General features: G+C 71.1%; 11 protein-coding genes and 1 pseudogene. 5 read left to right on the top strand and 7 right to left on the bottom strand.

Annotated features, from left to right (window positions below; genetic code table 11):
• The first annotated feature begins 17 nt into the window (after positions 1–17).
• On the top strand, positions 18–3,026 hold the full coding sequence (locus tag QSK31_RS39380; RefSeq protein WP_285689839.1) for an AfsR/SARP family transcriptional regulator: 3,009 nt from the start codon (positions 18–20) through the stop codon (positions 3,024–3,026).
• A 77-nt stretch (positions 3,027–3,103) separates the two neighbouring features.
• A complete protein-coding gene (locus tag QSK31_RS39375; RefSeq protein ID WP_285689838.1) occupies positions 3,104–4,543 on the top strand; it encodes an ATP-binding protein in 1,440 nt (479 codons plus the stop codon).
• A gap of 68 nt (positions 4,544–4,611) precedes the next feature.
• On the opposite strand, the gene QSK31_RS39370 is transcribed toward QSK31_RS39375, so the two are convergent.
• The 6 genes and pseudogenes from QSK31_RS39370 to QSK31_RS39350 all read right to left on the bottom strand — a co-directional run bounded on the left by QSK31_RS39370 (position 4,612) and on the right by QSK31_RS39350 (position 12,567).
• A complete protein-coding gene (locus QSK31_RS39370) occupies positions 4,612–8,547 on the bottom strand; it encodes a Pls/PosA family non-ribosomal peptide synthetase (RefSeq protein WP_285689918.1) in 3,936 nt (1,311 codons plus the stop codon).
• Between the two features lie 5 nt (positions 8,548–8,552).
• Positions 8,553–10,052, bottom strand: coding sequence for a KamA family radical SAM protein (locus tag QSK31_RS39365; RefSeq protein WP_285689837.1), 1,500 nt, complete (start codon positions 10,050–10,052; stop codon positions 8,553–8,555).
• 347 nt (positions 10,053–10,399) lie between these two features.
• Positions 10,400–10,633, bottom strand: coding sequence for a hypothetical protein (locus QSK31_RS49315; protein ID WP_502873085.1), 234 nt, complete (start codon positions 10,631–10,633; stop codon positions 10,400–10,402).
• A 121-nt stretch (positions 10,634–10,754) separates the two neighbouring features.
• Positions 10,755–11,378: pseudogene (locus tag QSK31_RS49310) on the bottom strand (diacylglycerol/lipid kinase family protein); the annotation flags it as partial.
• Positions 11,379–11,473: 95 nt separating this feature from the next.
• Positions 11,474–11,779, bottom strand: a complete 306-nt coding sequence (locus QSK31_RS39355; protein WP_285689836.1) for a hypothetical protein — start codon at positions 11,777–11,779, stop codon at positions 11,474–11,476.
• A gap of 401 nt (positions 11,780–12,180) precedes the next feature.
• Positions 12,181–12,567 (bottom strand): STAS domain-containing protein, encoded by a 387-nt coding sequence (locus QSK31_RS39350; RefSeq protein ID WP_285689835.1) that lies wholly within the window; start codon positions 12,565–12,567, stop codon positions 12,181–12,183.
• A gap of 261 nt (positions 12,568–12,828) precedes the next feature.
• On the opposite strand from QSK31_RS39350, the gene QSK31_RS39345 reads away from it, so the two are divergent.
• From QSK31_RS39345 to QSK31_RS39335, 3 genes are read left to right on the top strand one after another with little or no spacing between them, the layout of a single operon-like run.
• The gene (locus QSK31_RS39345; RefSeq protein ID WP_285689834.1) at positions 12,829–13,557 is read left to right on the top strand and encodes a GAF and ANTAR domain-containing protein; all 729 of its coding nucleotides are present in this window, start codon (positions 12,829–12,831) and stop codon (positions 13,555–13,557) included.
• Between the two features lie 28 nt (positions 13,558–13,585).
• Positions 13,586–14,317, top strand: a complete 732-nt coding sequence (locus QSK31_RS39340; RefSeq protein ID WP_285689833.1) for a GAF and ANTAR domain-containing protein — start codon at positions 13,586–13,588, stop codon at positions 14,315–14,317.
• 24 nt (positions 14,318–14,341) lie between these two features.
• The gene (locus QSK31_RS39335) at positions 14,342–15,532 is read left to right on the top strand and encodes a low temperature requirement protein A (protein ID WP_285689832.1); all 1,191 of its coding nucleotides are present in this window, start codon (positions 14,342–14,344) and stop codon (positions 15,530–15,532) included.
• Between the two features lie 16 nt (positions 15,533–15,548).
• Here the strand turns inward: QSK31_RS39335 and QSK31_RS39330 are convergent, their stop codons facing one another.
• Positions 15,549–16,301 (bottom strand): VOC family protein, encoded by a 753-nt coding sequence (locus tag QSK31_RS39330; protein WP_285689831.1) that lies wholly within the window; start codon positions 16,299–16,301, stop codon positions 15,549–15,551.

The raw sequence follows: 16,301 nt of genomic DNA, 5'->3' as shown, positions 1-16,301 counted from the left end.
ACCTATCGTCGTCCGACATGGACGTTCTGCGCATCGGCGTGCTCGGCCCGCTCGACGTGGCGGTCGGCGGGCGGCCCGTCGACCTGACGGCCGGCCGCCAGCGGGCCCTGCTCGCGGTGCTGGCCATGTCGGCCGGCCGCGCGGTCACGATGGACCGGATCGCGGAGGCCGTCTGGGGCGCCCGCCCGCCCGTCGCCGTCCGGGCGACCGTGCACACCTATGTCGCCCGGCTCCGCGCGGTCCTCGGCGCCGGCGCCATCTCGGCCGACGCGACCGGCTATGTCCTGAACGTCACCGCGGACGAGGTCGACGCCCTGCGATTCCTCCGGCTCCTCGACGAGGCGGCGCTGACCTCCGACCCGGCGGTGGAGCAAGCGTTGCTCGGGGACGCGTTACGGCTCTGGCGGGGAACGCCGTTCGGTCACGTGCCGTCGGAGTGGCTGGCCCAGGCCGAAACGCCGCGCCTTGTCGAGCGCCGGCTGGCCGCGATCGAGCGGTTCGTCGATCTGCGGCCGGACAGGGCGGGCCTGGTCGCCGAGCTGCGCGACCTGACCGCGCTGCATCCGCTCCGCGAGACGTTGTGGGCGCGCCTGCTTCTGCTGCTGCAACGCGGCGGGCGGTCGGCGGAGGCGCTGGAACAGTACGCGGCGATCCGTACCCGTCTGGTGGACGAGCTCGGCACCGACCCGGGCCCGGAACTCCAGCACATCTACGCCGAACTGCTCGCCGGCAAGGCCCCGGAACCGGCGGCCCCGGCCGCGCATCGAACCGTGCCCCGGCAGTTGCCCGCGGCGCCGCAGTTGTTCACCGGCCGGGTCCGGGAACTGGAAACGGTCGAGCAGGGCCAGGACGTGTCCACCGTGGTGATCAGCGCGATCGACGGGATGGCCGGGATCGGCAAGACGGCCCTCGCGGTGCACACCGCGCATCGGCTCGCCGGGAAGTACCCCGACGGGCAGCTGTTCATCGACCTGCACGGCCACACGCACTGCAGGGAGCCGATCGAGCCGGCGGAGGCGCTCGAGCACATGCTGCGCGCGCTGGGCGTGCCGGAGACGCAGATGCCGGAGGGCCTGGAGCAGCGGGCCGCGCTGTACCGGACCCGGCTGGCCGGCCGGCGGGTGCTGATCCTGCTGGACAACGCCGCCGGCGAGGACCAGGTGCTGCCCCTGGTTCCGGGCGCGCCGGGCTGCCTGGTGCTGATCACCAGCCGCCGCCGGCTCGCGGGGCTGGATCACACCCGTACGCTGTCCTTGGATCCTCTGCCCACCTCGGACGCCGTCCGGCTGCTGGTCTCCACCGCCGGCGGCGATCGGCTCGGCAACGAGTCGCCGGACCGGCTGGCCGAGCTGGCCGAGCTGGCCGAGCTGTGCGGCGGGCTGCCGCTGGCGATCCGCATCGCGGCCGGCCGGCTGCGGTCGCATCCCACCTGGGGTCTCTCCCACCTGATCCGGCGGCTCCGCGACCAGCAGCACCGGCTGGGCGAGCTGGAGGCCGGCCAGCGCAGCGTCGTCACCGCCCTGGACCTTTCCTACCGGCACCTCGACCCCGATCAGCAGCGGGCCTATCGGCTGGCGAGCCTGCACCCCGGCCCGGACCTCGACGCGTACGCCGCCGCCGCGCTCCTCGGCGACAGCGTGCCGGAGTCCCGGCGGATCCTCGACCAGCTGCTCGACGTCCACCTGCTGATCGAGCCCACCGCCGGCCGCTACCGGTTCCACGACCTGATCCGGGCGCACGCCGCGAACCTCGCCGCAGCCGACCGGGCCGCTCCGCTGCATCGGCTGCTCGACCACTACCGGCACACCGCGTGGATCGCCATGGGCGTCGCCTACCCGTTCGAGCAGATGCACCGCCTGCCGCCGCCCGCGGTGCGCACCGCCGTCCCGGACCTGCCGGATCCGGCCGCGGCCCTGGAGTGGCTCGACGACGAGCTGCCCAATCTCCTGGCCACCGCCAGATACGCGGCCGGGCACGACCGGCACGACTTCGTCACGCACCTGTCGGCCATCGTGCACAGGTATCTGCGCAGCCGCAGCCGGTACCACGACGCCCAGACGCTGCACCAGGAGGCTCTGACCGCCGCCCGTCTCGCCGGCGACCAGGCCGGTGAGGCGGACGTGCTGGCCGCTCTCGGCCACATCTGCCGGCTGCTGGACCGGCACGCGGACGCCCTCGACCACTTCGGGCGGGCGTTGCGGATCGCGCGTGCCGTGGGCCACCGTCCGGCAGAGCTGGAGGCCCTGGTCGGCCTCGGCCATGTCGACTGGATGCGGGGGCGGTACGCGAACGCCACCGACCACTTCGGACAGGCCCTGACGATCGCCCGCGCCGAGGGTCACCGCCCCGGGGAACTGGACGCCCTGGTCGGGCTCGGCCACCTCGACTGGATGCGGGGCCGTTACCCGGAAGCCGCCGACCATCTGGAGCGCGCGCTGGGGATCGCGGGCGCCATCGGCCACCGCGCCGCCGAACTGAACGCGCTGTCCGGGCTCGGTCAGATCGAGCGGTCGCGGCGCCGGTTCGCCGAGGCGGTCGGTCACTACGAAGGCGCGGCGCGGATCGCCCAGGACATCGGTCACCTGGTCGGTGAACTCCAGACCCTGACCGGTCTCGGCGACATCGAACGGTTGCTCGGCCGGTACGCGCGGGCCGGCGAGCGTTATCAGCGGGTCCTCGACCTCGCCCGGCGGACCGGCGACCGCAACTTCGAGTTCGAGGCCCAGCAGGGCCTGGGCCGGCTGCGGCACGCCACCGGCGACCCGGAGGCCGCCGTCGCCCACCACGATCTGGCGCTCGTCCTGGCCGGCGAGCTGGGCCAGCCGATGGATGAGGCGCGCGCCCACGACGGACTCGCCCACGCCCACCACTCCCTGTGCCGGTACGGGCCCGCCGGCCACCACTGGCAGCGCGTGCTGGACATCCTGACCGGCCTGGGCATCGATCGGACGGACGACGAGGGCACCACCGTCGAGGCCATCCGCGCCCATCTGGCGGCCCTGGTCACCCCGGCCGAGTGTTCCTGACGAAACGGACCCGGTCTTGATGTAGATTTCATCTACGTAGATGGCATCTACCTAACTTGTCCGGCCGGGAGGGGCCCATGTTCGTCGGCAGGCGCACCGAGTTGACCCTCTTGGCCAAGCGAACCGACCACCTCGCCCGGACCGGGACAGGGGTCGCCGTCGCGCTCCGCGGCCGGCGCCAGGTCGGCAAGTCGCGCCTCGTTCAGGAGTTCTGCGACGTTTCCGGCCTGCCTTATCTGTACTTCACGGCCGTCAAGGGCGCGTCGGTCACCGAGTCCACGGCCCAGTTCTTGGCGGCTCTGGCCGAGTCGGATCTGCCGAACGACCACGCGCTGCTGCCCGGCATGCCGCCGCCCGGTGGCTGGGGCGACATGCTTCGCGTCCTCGCCGGTGCGCTGCCGGACCGACCGTGCATCGTCGTGCTCGACGAGTTGCCGTGGCTCGCCGAGCAGGACGAGACGTTCGACGGGCAGCTCCAGGTGGTGTGGGACCGTCTCCTGTCGCGCCGGCCGATCCTGCTCCTGCTGCTCGGCAGCGATCTGCACATGATGCAGCGCCTGACCGCGTACGACCGGCCGTTCTACGGCCGCGCCGACAACCTTGTCCTGGGTCCGCTGAACCTGGCCGAGACGGCCGAGGCGGCCGGGGTCGCGGGATCCGATGCCATCGACGCGCACCTGATCACCGGTGGCCTGCCGGGAATCCTGCTGCGCTGGCCGTCCGGGATCTCCGCCGACGACTACCTGCGCGACGAGTGCGCCGACCCGGCATCGCCGCTGTTCGCCGCGCCGGAGCAGTCGCTGGCGTCGGAGTTTCCCAATCCCGATGTCGCCCGGCGGGTCGTCGAAGCGGTCGGCGGCGACGCCCGCGCCTTCGCGAACATCGCCAGCACCGCGGGAAACCGTGGCGAGTCCGTCAGCTCCGGCACCCTGTCCCCGTTGCTGCGGCAGCTCACCGACGGCAAACAGATCCTGGCGGCGGATCAGCCGTTGTCGACCGTCAGCGGCAAGCCCACCCTGTACCGGGTCGCCGACAGTAACCTGCGCCTCTACCTCTCGATTCTGCGTGACGTCTACAACCTGACCCAGCGCGGTCGTCCCGAGGCGGGGTACACCCTCTTCCAGACCCGTTGGGCCGGCTGGCGCGGCCGGGCCGTCGAACCGCTGATCCGCATGTCGCTGGAACAGGCCGCTATCCGGGGAACGCTGCCCTGGCCGGATGCTCAGGCCGTCGGTGGATGGTGGAACCGGCAGTTCAACCCGGAGATCGACCTGGTCGGCGCCGACCGTGCGCCGATCGCCACGCGGATTCACTTCTGCGGATCACTGAAATGGCTGGGAACGCCGTTCGACAGCCGCGACCTGTTTCAGTTGCAGGAAGGCGCGCGCCAGGTTCCCGGCTTCGACGCCTCGCAGACCCCGCTGATCGCGGTCTCCCGTTCGGGGACGGCCCTTCCGCCCGGTGCGGTGGACGTGGTCTGGGGCCCCGGCGACGTCGTGGCGGCCTGGCAGCCCTGAGGCGGGAAAGGATCAGGGCCGGCCCGCGACTCGCGTGACCGGCCCTGATCCGTGGATGCGATGGCCGGCTACGGCGCCGGGGCCGTGGGGATGCCCTGCCAGCGGGTGCCGGCGGCGAGCGTCTCGCCCTTCATCAGCAAGGACAGCGTGCCCACCACGCTGCCCGGCTCGATCACCGAGTCGTACAGGATCACCGTCATGTTGCCGACGCTCGCGCCGGCGCCGATCTTCAGGTGCGAGCTCTTGAAGACCCGGTCCTCGAAGAGGTGGTTCTGGATCACGACGCCGTGGTTGAGCGCCACGTCGTCGCCGACCTCGACCAGGTCCCACTCGGAGAACAGGGTGGTGCCGAGGAAGACGCGCTTGCCGATCCGGCAGCCCATCAGGCGCAGGAACGGGGCCGCGAACGGGGTGCCCATCAGCGACGCCAGGAACGGCGCCGTCACCGACTCGTACGCTCCGTTGACCATCTCGTTGAGCCAGACGTAGAGCGACCAGAGCGGTTTGATCTCGGGTTTGAACGTGCCCATCACCACCTTCTTCAGGACGGCGACCACGACCGCGAGGATCGAGCCGATGGCCAGGCCGATGAGCGGCGAGGCGGCCAGCACGGCCAGGCCGCCGTACGGGGCGACGGCGAGCATCGCGAGCACCCAGCCGACCAGCGCGGCCAGCCCGAGGTAGCCGGGGATCAGGATGCGCAGGGCGTCCACCACGGCCCGCTGGGCGTACAGCTTGGCCGTCGGCTGGTATGTCTGCGACTGATCGAAGTCGCCGTTCTTCGGACGGTGGGCCAGCCGGAACGGCGGGGAGCCCAGGTACTCGGCCTGGTGCAGGGGTTCCCGGGCGGCCGCCGGCGTCACCGACTGGACGCCGAGCAGACATCCGTCGCCGAGGCTGTGCCCGACCGGCAGGATGGCGCCGTTGCCGACGAAGCTGCGCGCACCCACCCGGTTGGCGGACACCTGACAGCGGCCGCCGTACGTGCGCCGGCCACCGACGATCGAGCCGTCGGCGAAGAAGCTCTCCGGTCCGATGTCGACGAGTTCGGGGGCGAGGCTCCACACCGTCGACAGCTCGGCCCGCGGCCCGATCTTGGCGCCCATCAGCCGCAGCCAGGACGGCAGGTACAGGGTCGTGTAGACCGGCAGCAGCAGCGCCCGGCTGGCCGCCATGATCCCGTCGGACAGCCACTTACGCAGGTAGGTCATGCTTTCCACGCGGTACGTCCCGGGCTTCAGCCGGGGGAGGACGAGGCGTCGCAGGCCGGCCAGGTAAAGGCAGGACGTGACCGTGCCGACCGGCACCCAGGCCGCCGCCGCGGCGAAGAGCCAGACGAGGCCGCCGGCGACGTACGCCAGCCACAGCGTGACGAGCACGCCGACGGCGGGGAGCACCCCGATCAGGCCGAGCAGGTCGGCCCCGGCGAAGTGGGCCAGGCCGAACACGAAGCGCCGCGCGGTGGACGCCGGTCGCGCCGGCTCGTGCAGCTCCACCGAAGCGGGGCGGCACGGCGAGCCCTGGTACGACCTGCCGGGTTCCAGCCGGCCGCCGTCGGGCAGCATCGACTGGTCGTCCATGGCCGCGCCGTCGCCCATCGTCACGTCGAGCCCGAAGGCGCTGTGGATGCCGACGAAGCAGCCGCTGCCGATGTCGACCCGGCCCAGCTTCAGCCAGCCGTCCTCGACGCGGTGGCCGAGCAGCTGGGTGTCCGCGCCGATGCTGGTGTCCGCGCCGATGGAGATCAGGTCCCAGGCGCCGACCTGCACGGTGTCCAGAGTGCAGCGCTTGCCGACCTTGGCGCCCATCAGCCGGTAGTACAGCGGCAGGGCGGGGGTTCCGGAGAGGAAGCCGGCGCCGCTGAGCGACTTCAGCTGCCCGCACAGCCACCATTTCCAGTAGTAGAAGCCCCAGAGCCGGTGCCGGCCGGGCTTGTACCGTCCGACCAGGATCCACTTGGCGGCGACGGAGATGGTCAGCATCACCGGCCAGGTGCCGAGCATCACCACGATCCAGTACGTCACGAGCGTGGCGAGGGACACCGTGCCGAGCACCCAGCCACGGATGGCCAGGAGCATCACGACGACCGGCAGGGCGGGGATCAGGCCGAGCACCGGCAGGCTGATCGCCTGCAGCACGGCGCCGAGCGTGCGCCCGAGGAGGCCCACGCGGGGCGGCCGCGGATCCGCCGGTGCGGCCGCCGGCGCGAGCGAGACCGTCGACGAGAGGTAGGTGGCCAGCGCGCGGACGGTCGGATGCTCGTACGCGTCGCGCAGGGCGACCGGCCGGTCCAGCCTGGCCCGCAGTTTCGTCACCATCTGCGCGGCCACCAGCGAATGCCCGCCGAGGTCGGTGAAGAAGTCGTCGTCGACCGAGACCGCGTCGACGCCGAACTGCTCGCTCCACACCTGGGCGATCTCCCGCTCCAGGGGGGTGCTGGGCGCGGCTCCCTGCCCGCCCGAGCGGACCAGCGGCACCCGTGGCCGCGGCAGCCGGCCGCGGTCGAGTTTGCCGCTCGCCGTGCGCGGCAGCTCCTCGATCACGTCCAGGTGGCTGGGGATCATGTAGGCCGGCACCCGGCTCTTCAACAACTCCAGCACGTCGTCCCGGTCCAGGTCGTGGTGCTGCCGGCCGCCTGGAGGATCGATGCAGATGTACGCCGCCAGTTGCGGCAGGCCGTTGCGTTCGACGACGCGTACGGCCGACGCGCGTACCCAAGGATGGTCTTGGAGGACGGACTCGATCTCGGACAGCTCGATCCGGTAGCCCCTGATCTTCACCTGGGTGTCGATCCGGCCGTGGAACAGCAGTTCGCCCTCGTCGGACCAGTTGACCAGGTCGCCCGTGCGGTAGCAGCGCCCGAGCCCGGGGACGGTCAGGAAGCGCTCGGCGGTGAGATCCGGGCGGGCGGCGTACCCACGGGCGAGGGTGGGACCGCTGACCAGCAGCTCGCCGGTGGCCCCGTGCGGCACCGGGCGCAGGTTCTCGTCCACCACGTGCAGGTCGTACCCGCGCAGTGGCCGGCCGATGGTGACCGGACGGCCGGGGCGGCACTCGGCGACCGTGGTGTTCACGGTGGCCTCGGTGGGGCCGTACACGTTGAGCAGCCGGAGGCCCGGCCGGGCCCAGCGGCTGACCAGCTCGGGCGGGCAGACCTCGCCGCTGAGCACGACGGTGCGCAGGCAGGGTACGTCGTCCGGGAGGGTGGTCAGCAGCGTCGGCACGGTCGACAGGTACGTGATGTTGTTCTCGGTCAGGTACCGGCCGAGGTCGGCGCCGAACTTCGGGACGTCACGGGTCGGCACGACCAGGGTGGAGCCGTTGGAGAACGCCATCCAGATCTCCTCGACCGAGCCGTCGAAGCTCAGTGAGAATCCCTGGTGGACGCGGTCGTGGGGGCCGGTGGCGCAGGCCTCGTTGAACGCCTCGACGTACTGCGTGACGTGGCGGTGCTCGGCCATCACCCCCTTCGGCTTGCCGGTCGTGCCGGAGGTGTAGATGACGTAGGCGAGATCCGACCCCCGCACCCCGGACTCGTCCCGTCGGATCGGCGCGTGCGACCCGGGCAGCATCTCGTGCCAGCGGGATTCGATGTCCACCACGGGGATCGTGGTGAAGTGCCCCGCCGCCGCCGGGCCCAGGGCCGAGTCCGTCAGGCACACCAGCACGCCCAGTTCCTCGACGATGTGCGCGATGCGTTCACCCGGGTAGCTGGGGTCGATCGGCACGTACGCCGCGCCGGCCTTGAGGCACGCCAGGATCGCCACGATCGGCGCCTGCGAGCGCTCGAAGTAGATGGCGACGAAGCTGCCGGGTCCGGCGCCGCGGTCGCGCAGCCACCGGGCGAGCAGGTTGGCGTGGCGGTCCAGTTCGGCGTACGTGAGGGTCCTGCCGCCGCAGTCGACCGCCACGGCCGACGGTGTCCGCGCCACCTGGGTCTCGAAGACCTCGTGCAGGCACGTCTCCCTGGTGTGGGAGGACGGCGCCGCCTCGGCCGTGAGCATGTCGGTCACCTGGCGTCACCCGTCGTGTCGTCGAGTCCCGCCGTTGGGGCGTCGAGACCCGCCGTTGTGGCGTCGTGACCCGCCCACCACGCCTGGCCCTCGGCCGACAGGGTGTAGATCGGGTCGTAGTACTCGTGCCGGCGGTGCAGGGTCTCGGCCTCCCGCGTCTCGGCGGAGGTGTGGTAGTTCTTGCTCCAGTACGAGATGCCGCGGTCCCGGTCGTACGCGGTCGCCATGTGCACCCACTGCTTGCCGAGCATGGGCACGTCGCAGACCAGCCGCGGCGTGGCGAACCCGGGCAGGTAACCCATGATCGAGCTCTGCAGCTGCTGCGCCTCCCAGACGGCCAGCCGCCAGTGCTCGGCGTTCGGGATCAGGTCGCAGAGGTAGAAGTAGTAGGGCATGATCCCGGCGCCGTCCAGCACCGCGAAGCACAGGTCCAGCAGCTTCTCCGGGCTGTCGTTCACGCCCCGCATCAGCACACCCTGGTTGCGGATGTCGCGGATCCCGGTGTCCAGCATGGCCTTGGCGGCCTCGGCCACCAGCGGCGTGACGGACTGCGCGGCGTTGACGTGGGTGTGGATCGCGAGCTGCACCCCACGTGCGCGGGCCGTCGTGGCGAGCCGGCTCATGCCGGCCTTCACATCCTCAGCGAGCCAGTGCTGGGGCAGATCGGCCAAGGCCTTGCTCGCGAGGCGGATGTCCCGGATGGATTCGATGTCCAGAAGCCGGCTCACGAACGACTCGAGGCCGCGCCACGGCACGTTGGCCACGTCCCCGCCGGAGACGACGACGTCACGCACGCTCGGGGTACGCCGCAGGTAGTCGATCATCGCGTCCAGCCGGTCGCCCGGCTTGGCCGCGAACTTCGCCTTCGTGATCTGCAGGGTGGACGTGCCGACCAGGTCCATCCGGGTGCAGTGGCCGCAGTACTGCGGGCACGTGACGAGCAGCTCGGCGAGGGCCTTCGTCGGATACCGGTGGGTCAGCCCCTCGGTCACCCACATGTCCCGCTCGTGCAGGGAGTCCCGGCCCGCCATCGGATGGCTCGGCCGGTCGTGGATCCGGTCGGAGGCCACCGGCAGCATGTGCAGGCGCACCGGGTCGGCGTACAGCTCGTCCATCGTCGGCGGGCCGTGCGGCGCCATGGTGTTCAGCACCTGCGGCGGCAGCAGGAGCGGCATCGTCGCGTAGTCGCTCTGGTCGCGTTCCAGGTCGGCGTAGAACGTGTCCGGCACGGTGTCGCCGAAGACCGCTCGCAGCTGACGCACGTTCTTCACGCAGTTGGTCCGCTGCCACTGCGCGGACCGCCACTCCTCCACGGTGACGGAGCGCCACCCGGGCAGCCGCCGCCAGTCCGGCTCGACCAGGGGACGCCGCTGGTACGCGTACGGCTGACCCGCGGACTCGGCGCTGGTGCTGCCGACGGTATCGGTGCCAGGGTGGGGAGTGGAGCTCGAACGAGGTGCCGGCGCAATGCCTACCGCGTGGTCGAGATCGGACATGACGGATCCTCCGACAAAGGAATTCAGGCGGGCGCCACGCAAAGAGGTCCGGCGTATGCCGGACCCATTCGCATGGCGGGAATATCGAAACTGCTGCCGGTGACGCCTGCTTCCGGGCGCGGTGCGTCAGGCCGCCGTATTCGGTGCCCGAAAACTAACACGCCAATTGGCCATTTGCCGTGAATGTCCCTGTAACCTGCACCGACGTTCGGACAAGCTGTCCCGACGGCGGACCCCGTTCGGTGGACGGCGCGAAATGGGTTCGGAAAATGGCAATGGCTCGCGTTTCCGCGAGCCATTGCCATTACCTGTTCGCTGAGCGAACGCCGTTATGAATCGCCGCGACGTCAGCCCTTCGTGGACTGATTCCCGGCTGCTGGAGCGTGGACCGCTTCGCGGACGGCGCCGGCGTCGTTGGCGAGGTCGGGATCGGTCGCCGGTTGCGGCACACAGAGCAGCAGCGCTTTCGGCCGTACGGTGACCAGCAGCTGCCTGCCCGCGGTGATGAGGTCGCCGTCGAGCTGGCGTGGCTGCGGCCGGTTGCTGAGGATCTCGACGCGGGTGGCCGTGAAGGTCCTCATGTTCGAGACGGTGTCCTTGCGGCGCAGCACCCCCCCAGCCGAGCGAGATCCAGTGGCCCAGGGTTCGCGGGCTGAGGACGGCGACGTCGAGCAGACCGTCGTCGGGCCGGGCGTCGGAGAGCAGCCGCATCCCGCCGCTGAGCCGCCCGACGTTGCCGACGATCACGGTGCGCGGCCGGCAGGTGAACGGCGGGCGGTCGTCGAGGGTGATGCGTACCCGCATGGGGTTGCCCCGCAGGTGCCGAGCCGCCCCCGCGGCGTAGGCGAGCCAGCCGATGTGCTTCTTCGCGGTGTCGTTGGTCGCGTCGATCATGTCGGCGTCGAAGCCCATCCCGGCCATCACGGCGAAGCTCTGCTCGCCGACGGCACCGACGTCGATGCGGCGGCGTCCACCCTGGAGAACGACCTCGATGGCGGCGGCGAGGTCGCCGGTGAGACCCAGGTTGGCGGCCAGCAGGTTGCCGGTGCCGGCGGGCAGCACGGCCAGGGCGACGTCCGTCCCTGCCAGGGCGGTGACACAGGCCATCACGGTGCCGTCACCGCCGCACGCGAACACGAGCTCGGCGCCGTCCCGTACGGCCTGGGCGGCCTGACCGGATCCCGGGTCGTCCACTGTGGTCTCCAGCCACCGGGGCTCCGGCCAGCCCGCGGCGGCCAGCGCGTCGGTGATGGTGCGGCGCAGTTCGTCGAGGTCGGGCACCTTCACCGGGTTCACGACGACCGCTGATCGCAGCGCAGCTTGCATGGGATATGCCTCGAGTTCTGTCATGGCGACGGGAGAAATGCGACCGCCGCCCACCCGGACGCCGACGTCCGGGAGGCGGCGGTGGTCAGAGTCGATCAGGCGTCGGAGGAATCGCGACTGCCGGACTTCGCCAGCCCGCGGCTGACCATGTAGCCGATGGTCAGCAGCGTGATGTAGAGCCACGCGCGGTCGGCGCGGAAGTAGTCGCCGGAGGCGCCGTTGTCGCCGTCGCCGTTGCCGTCGACCGCCACGGAGGCGATCAGGATCGCCACGGTCATCGCCACGTAGACGATGAACTCCGTGGTCTTGAAAGCCGCCTTGGTCTCGACCGGCCGGCGACGCACGGCCGCGTTGCCGGAATTGACGTCGTGCCGGGAGGTTTCCAGGTTGGCGCTGGTCATGAATGTCTCCGATGCGATAAAGCGCGGACCAGCCCGCCGTCTTACGGCGAAGATGACTGGAAGAAAGCGGTGGCCGGAGAAACGGCCTCCGCGAAACGACGATCAGTCGTCGTCGATCCGGTGGGTACCCGGGCGACCTGACCCTAAACGGACCATCTCAACAGGGCCATGGTGAGCGTCAGCACAGCGGCCACCGTCGTGACGGGAGCCGCCCGGGAGGGAAAAGCCGCAGGACTCCACCCCGGCCCGGCGGGGGAACCCGAGCCCCCAGCACGCAACCGGGGACGCCGTGCTCGGTCAGGGCGGCCGTCAACGCGTCCAAGGGTCTGGGGTGGTATCGGCGTCGAGGCGGAGAGCGGTTCGAAGCAGGCGGCCCGTGACCGCCTCGTGGGTGGTGACCGTCACTGGTGACCTCCACCCGCCGCGGGAAGCGGCGACCTGGCGGTGATCGGCAGGTCCGCGCGGAGCGTCGCGATCTGCTCCATACCGGTCATCCGCAGCAGCCGTCGCGTGCCGGCCGCGGGGCGGCACAGCAGCATGGTGGCGTCGGCCGGTAGCCGCTGGCGAAGGTGGGCCAGGAAGGTGAGCAGTGTGGCGCAGGCGAAGGTGACATCGGCCAGATCGATCACGACCGTGGCCGGCGTGGCGGCCGACAAGCGATCAACCGCATCCGACAGCGCCGCGGACGCCGCCATGTCGATCTCGCCGGCGAGGCAGATCAGTGCGGACGGGGCGCCCGGAGCGGCATGCATGGTGACGGCGAAGCCATCGGTGAGTTCCGATTCCACAACAACACCTCGGCATGGTTCGACACATGCCGGGGTCCGGGGCAACAGCCCGCGGGGGCCGCACCCGTAGGCTACCGCCTCGCGACACGATGGACGAGCGCTCAGCCGTTCTTCGCGGCAGGCGATGAGGTTCGACTCGATCGCCACGGGTATGAAGGAAGTTGCGATCGGAATGTCCGGTCCTGCTGCCCCGGCCTTCGGCGGCGCCTTATCCGGAAGGTGCAGCCGTGCCGACGAGAACTCCGCTGTCTCCGGTCTGCCATGGATGACCGCAAGTCGGTCATCGCCGATCTCGTCGCGCGGCAACCCGCTGAACCGGCGGGAACGGCGGGACTTCTGCGCCGGGTGTGCCGAGCAGCGGCCAAGGCTCTGTCGGCATCCGGCACGGGTCTGAGCGTGATGACCGAGGACGGCGTCCGAGCAGCGACCGCCGCGTCCGACCCGATCAGCGAGCGCATCGAGGACCTGCAGTTCGTCCTGGGTGAGGGTCCGTGTATGGACGCCTTCGCCAGCAGACGCCCGGTGCTGGTTCCGGACCTCGACGAGCTCGGCTGCGGCGCGGGGAGCCGCTGGCCGTTCTATGCGCCGGCGGCCCGGCGGGACGGCCTGCGGGCCGTGTTCGCGTTCCCGTTGCAGGTGGGCGCTGCCCGCCTCGGCGTCATGGACGTGTTCCGCGAACGCGCCGGCCCGCTGAGCGGCGAGGAACTCGCCGACGCCCTCGACTTCGCCGAGGTCACCGTGGCCGCCCTGCTCGATCAGCAGGAGGACACCGGACGCGGCGGCGTTCCGGCCGTCGACGACGGCGACGACATCGGGCTCCGGTCGGAATTGTTCCAAGCCCAGGGCATGGTGATGGTGCAACTGGAGGTGAGCCTGGTGGAGGCGATGGCGCGAATCCGCGCCTACGCGTACGCCGAAGATCGCCATCTGGCCGACGTGGCCCGGGACATCGTCGCCCGCCGACTGAGCTTCGACCGCGACATCACATGACCAGGGCAGGACATGCCGGGAGGCAGCAATGACCACCGTTTCCACCGAGCGGTTGGCGACGATCTTCGTCGAGGTCGCCGACACCCTCGTCGACGACTTCGACCTGCTCGACTTCCTGCACATGCTCACCGAACGGGCAGCCGACCTGGTCAGCGCGGCCGCCGTCGGCCTGCTGCTGGCCGACCAGCGCGGGCGCCTCGAGTTCATGGCCGGCTCGAACGAGGCCGTCAAGCTGGTGGAGCTGTTCCAGCTGCAGACCCATGAGGGCCCTTGTCTGGAAGCCTTCCGTACCGGCCGGCCTGTGATCAACGTCAACCTGGGCAAGGCCACCCCACGGTGGCCACGATTCGCGCCTGCCGCCGCCGCGGCGGGGTTTCAGTCCGTGCACGCCTTCCCGTTGCGGCTGCGCAGCCAGGTGATCGGCGCGATGAATGTCTTCGGCGACACCGAGGGAGGCGACTTCGACGGCTCGGATGTGCCGGTCGTGCAGGCCCTGGCGGACGTCGCGGCGATCGGGTTGCTGCAGGAACGCTCCATCCGCCGCGGCGAGGTCCTGACCGAACAGCTGCAGGGTGCCCTGAACAGCCGGGTCGTGATCGAGCAGGCCAAGGGTGCCGTGGCGCAGGCGGCGGGCGTCGATGTCGACGAGGCCTACGCGATCATCCGCAGCTACTCCCGGCGTCACAACCGCAAACTGTCCGAGGTTGCCCGCGCCCTGGTCGCCGAGTCGGACATTCTGCCCCATGTTCTGTACTCCTGACGACTGCGCTTCATGAAGGCGGCCATGTCTGAAGCCACGGACCGACCGGAGCCGCTGATCCGCCCGCCGCGGCTGCGCGCCGAGGACAGCGAACGCTCGGCGTCGCGCCTCGAGCTCTTCTTCGACCTCGCCTACGTGCTCGTCGTCGCGGAACTCGCCGCCTCCTTCGCCAAGGATCTGAGCTGGCACGGCGCGGGCGTGTTCGCCGCGTTGTTCACCATCACCTGGTGGTCGTGGGTCACCACCACGCTGTACGCCAACCGGTTCGACACCAACGACGTCATCTACCGCCTGGCGAAGCTCGGCGGGGCGGGCGCGGTGATCGCGATGGCCGCCGCCGCCCAGGACGCGACCGGTACCGAGGGGACCGCGTTCGCCCTGAGCTACCTGGTCACCCGGCTCCTGCTGCTGGCCCTGTACGCCCGCGCCTACCGGCACGTCCGCGACGCGCGCCCGACGATCGTCATCTACCTGGTCGGCACCGGCGCCGGGGCGGCCCTGTGGGCGGGCTCGCTGGCCGCCTCCGGCTATCTCCGCTACGCGCTGTGGGCCGCCGGAATCCTGATCGAGGCCACCGCACCCATCGTCGCGACCAGACGTGGCGGCGGTGTCCCGCTGCACCTCGACCACCTGCCGGAACGGTTCGGCCTGTTCGTGATCCTGGTGCTCGGCGAGTCGGTGGCGTCCGTCGTCGCCGGCGTCCACGACACCCACTGGGAGGCGGCGTCCGTCCTGGTGGCGGCCGTCGGCTTCGTCCTGGTCGCCGCGCTCTGGTGGATCTACTTCGATCTCGGCGGGGCGGCCGGCAAACGCAACCTGATCGACGAGGGTGACGACCAGGAGAGCGGCGTCGCCGACGCGTACGTGTACGGCCACCTGCCCCTGATGCTGGGACTGGTCATCGTCGCGGTCGGCCTCGAGCAGTTCATCCTGCATCCCGGTGACCACCTGCCGGTCGCGGCGGTCTGGGCGCTGCACGGTGGCGCGACGCTGTTCCTCGCCGGAACCGTGGCGGTGATGAGCGGCACCGCGGGGACCTGGCGCGCGGCCTGGCCGTGGCCGATCGTCGCCATCCCGGCGGTCGCGGTGATCGGGGCGGCGCCCTGGCTCGTCCCGGCCGCGGCGGTGGGCCTGAGCGCGGCGGTGCTGGTGGCGACCGTGCTGGCGGGCATCCGTCAGCAGCGACATGGCCGGCTGGCAACCACCGAGACCTGAGTCTCCGGCTGTCAGGTCAGGTCTGGGCCGGGCCGAGGACGCAGAACTCGTGGCCTTCCGGGTCGGACAGGCACGTCCACGGGACGTCGCCCTGCCCGAGGTCGAGGTCGGTGGCGCCGAGATCCCGCAGCCGTGCCACCTCCGCCTCCTTGTCGTCACCGGGGTACGGCAGCAGGTCGAGGTGCACGCGGTCCGGCGCGGTCTTCGTCCCCGGCGTACGCAGGAACTCCAGGAACGGCCCGACGCCCTTGGCGGAGCGCAGCATCGCGCTCCGGTCGGTCACCTCGTGCAGGGTCCAGTCCAGCGCCTCGCCCCAGAACCGGGCCATCGCCCGCGGATCCTCGCAGTCGACCAGCACCGCGGCGATCGGCCCGGTGTCCCGGTAGATCTCCCGGGGCTCCAGCACGCAGAACTCGTTGCCCTCCGGGTCGGCGAGGACCGTCCACGGCACGGTTTCCTGGCCGATGTCGGCGGGCGTCGCGCCGAGAGCCCGGAGGTGGCCGATCAACTCCGCCTGGTGCTCCGCCGAGGCGGTGGCGAGGTCGAGGTGCACCCGGTTCTTGGCCGCCGTCTTGAGTTCCGGGACGGGAACGACGTCGATGCCGAGGACGACCGGGTCCGGCCAGACGAACTCGCCGACGGGTCCGACGTACGAGGTCACGCCGGACCCGGCGCGGTAGACGCTCCAGCCGAGCGCCTCCGCCCAGAACCGGCCGACCGCCTCGTGATCGACGGCCTTGATGTTCACCTGAGCGGGTCGCAGCGCCAT

This window comes from Actinoplanes sp. NBRC 103695 (assembly GCF_030269485.1).
Taxonomy (GTDB): domain Bacteria; phylum Actinomycetota; class Actinomycetes; order Mycobacteriales; family Micromonosporaceae; genus Actinoplanes.
This window is presented reverse-complemented; position numbering and strand designations above follow the sequence as displayed.